Origin of the sequence: Aurantimonas sp. C2-5-R2 (assembly GCF_036549495.1) — a bacterium.
GTDB lineage: Bacteria > Pseudomonadota > Alphaproteobacteria > Rhizobiales > Rhizobiaceae > Aurantimonas > Aurantimonas coralicida_A.
In genome coordinates this window covers 1-2,283 of sequence record NZ_JAZHLJ010000193.1, presented here as the reverse complement: position 1 = coordinate 2,283, position 2,283 = coordinate 1, and the positions used below count along the sequence as shown (strand labels likewise).

Genomic DNA, 2,283 nt, shown 5'->3' with positions numbered 1-2,283 from the left:
GTTCTGACAAGGCCGCGAACACGGCTGAACGAACCAACCTTCCCCATGCCAATCAGGGCGGTCCGGTCAAACCGGGCCGCCCTTTTTTCGTCCGAACCAGCCGGTGAGAGACTCTCTGCGGCGTCCGCGATCATGCGGCGGTGTGAACGGGCGCCGCTATTCCATTTCCAAGACCGAAGGCGCAGGATGGCGCCTCATCGAAGGCCGGGAGGAAAGCGACCAATGCGGTGCATCATCTGCGAAGGAGCAGCGAAGCGGGGCGAGGCCGAAGCGGCGCATGTCGCCATGATCCGCTGCCCGCGATGCGGCGAGTTCGAAGTCTCCGACGCGGCGAGCAAAGCGCTCGCGAGCTGGGACCCTTACGCACGCCTCCAAGCGCTCAGATATGCGCAGACAAATGCGCTGCCGGGCCGCATGCCGAATCTCCACGGCATCGCTTAGGCACAGGGCCGCTTCTCAATTTTGGGGAATGGTGCCAGGAAAGGCGTCACATCGAAGCGCTAAGATATTGTTCTTATTGCCTATCGATTGACGGCGTTTTGCTAAATACCAACAAATATACCAACAAATGCGAACGCTAGGGCTGGCATTAGGCCTCTTGATTAGGTCCGGGAACGTAGCGACGTTCAACGGAACAATCGACTGCCATTGCGGTTCGAAGCGCTCATAATGCTCGAAAACGAGTTCCGTCAGGGCTTGGCCGTCGATAAGGCGGAGGTTGGGCGTCTGCCGTTCCGTATCCAGCGCATCCCTTGAGAAACTGCCGAGCGTGACGAACAAACCATATTCGGTTTGAGCGACGGCGCCCATGAGTTGCTGGACGGCCGGCCGGCCGATGGTGTCCACAGTCTGCTTGCACTGGACCTTGATGACCGGCGGCTCGAAGCCAAGCTCGTCGCGGTGCGCGATCACGTCGATTCCGCCATCTCCGGAGCGCTGTGTCACCCGCGCATGGTATCCCATGCACTGCAAAAGATGCGCGACGAAGTGTTCGAACCGATCAGGCAAAAGAGCGTTCTTCAGCCGCTTTATGACGAAATCCTCGGTCCGCTCTTCCACCTGTTGGCTCGCGATAGCGGCTTCGCTCTCCTCTTCCTCCGAGCCGACGGGCTCCGGTTCCTCACCGCGAATGACCGCCAAAAACGGCTCGGGATTGTTCGCGACCTGAAAGAGCGTCAGCGCCGATCCAATCTCGTTCAGGGCGCTTTGAGGAAAATCGGAGCGCGGTTTGTGCGCAAGCCAGCGGACCGCGCGACGATGGGACGCTTCGTCGTCGGCGGCATTCGGGTAGAAATCATATTTTCCCAGCTCGCCGATATTCACCGTTCGGTTGGCCTTCGATGGATAGACGACCAGATCGCCGGTCTTCATCTCATGAGCGAAGCGGAAGAGGACGCCGGCTTGAACCGGCACGGCGCCCGGCTTTGTCTTGGGATAATGTCGTTCAATTTGGCGTTTAAACGCCTCACGATCGGCCGGCAGCTTCCGAAGATCGCCCAGTGCGGCCCAGCCAATAGAGACGTATCCATCATCGATAGGCCGCCCGCCGTGCTGGCGTCCCATGTGGACGCCCCAGATCGTTTTCATGTCGAACTGCTTTCCTGTTGTGCCGCTCGCTCCTGATTCAGCGCGAAGAGGCGTGCGAGGATGTCGTCGTTGGAAAGATCAGCCGGCCATCCGTAGGCGCTAGCGACGGCTTCATCTAACGCCCGGTGCGCGTGATCGAGCCAAGCGGGGCGCTCGTTGTAGAGATTCGTCAGCGTCCGTTTTTTCAGGAGCGCGGCGGCTTTCTCGTCAACGGGGAGGATGCGGTCAGGATAGCCAGCGACAACCTCAGGCTCACGTCGGACCAAGTCGGCGGGGTTCAGCCAGTTCTCGCGAAGCTCGTTCAGCCGGGAGGCGGTGGCGCCGATGGCGATGGCATGGGGGTTGTCGGCATAGTCGGCGGCGGTGATGTCCGGCGTAAGGCCTTCGGGAAACGGGAAGGTCTCGAAGGTTGTCGTGGAGGTGTAGCGGGGATCATTTCCCTTGCCGAGCCAAGTACCCATTCGAAGGGACCAATGCTCATGAAAACATGAGTGCAGGATCCCGAAAGTTACGTCATCGTCTCTTCCAAACGCGAACGCCGCGCTGTCTGCTGTTGCCGCGCCATCAAGCCAAGAAAATATCCGAAACTTGGCGACACGAGGGGTTTGAACCGCCCCGGGTTTCCCGGAGACTGTTTGGTTTGCATCCTACGCGGCGATCGGCATGGCCTCAAGCTGGGCGTAGTAGGCGTCTTCT

Annotated in this window: 3 protein-coding genes; 1 reads left to right on the top strand and 2 read right to left on the bottom strand. The window is 59.8% G+C overall.

Going from position 1 to position 2,283, the window contains the following annotated elements; all coding sequences use genetic code 11:
• Positions 1 to 222: 222 nt before the first annotated feature.
• Positions 223 to 441 (top strand): hypothetical protein, encoded by a 219-nt coding sequence (locus VQ044_RS24815; protein ID WP_327625046.1) that lies wholly within the window; start codon positions 223 to 225, stop codon positions 439 to 441.
• Positions 442 to 456: 15 nt separating this feature from the next.
• On the opposite strand, the gene VQ044_RS24810 is transcribed toward VQ044_RS24815, so the two are convergent.
• Positions 457 to 1,587, bottom strand: coding sequence for a restriction endonuclease (locus tag VQ044_RS24810; protein WP_327650312.1), 1,131 nt, complete (start codon positions 1,585 to 1,587; stop codon positions 457 to 459).
• The gene (locus VQ044_RS24805) at positions 1,584 to 2,048 is read right to left on the bottom strand and encodes a hypothetical protein (protein ID WP_327650310.1); all 465 of its coding nucleotides are present in this window, start codon (positions 2,046 to 2,048) and stop codon (positions 1,584 to 1,586) included. Before VQ044_RS24805 ends, VQ044_RS24810 begins: the two co-directional genes overlap by 4 nt.
• Positions 2,049 to 2,283 lie beyond the last annotated feature (235 nt).

Coding starts and splice junctions, on each gene's coding strand:
- VQ044_RS24815 (WP_327625046.1), top strand. CDS start 223: ATGCGGTGCATCATCTGCGAAGGAGCAGCGAAGCGGGGCGAGGCCGAA.
- VQ044_RS24810 (WP_327650312.1), bottom strand. CDS start 1,587: ATGAAAACGATCTGGGGCGTCCACATGGGACGCCAGCACGGCGGGCGG.
- VQ044_RS24805 (WP_327650310.1), bottom strand. CDS start 2,048: ATGGGTACTTGGCTCGGCAAGGGAAATGATCCCCGCTACACCTCCACG.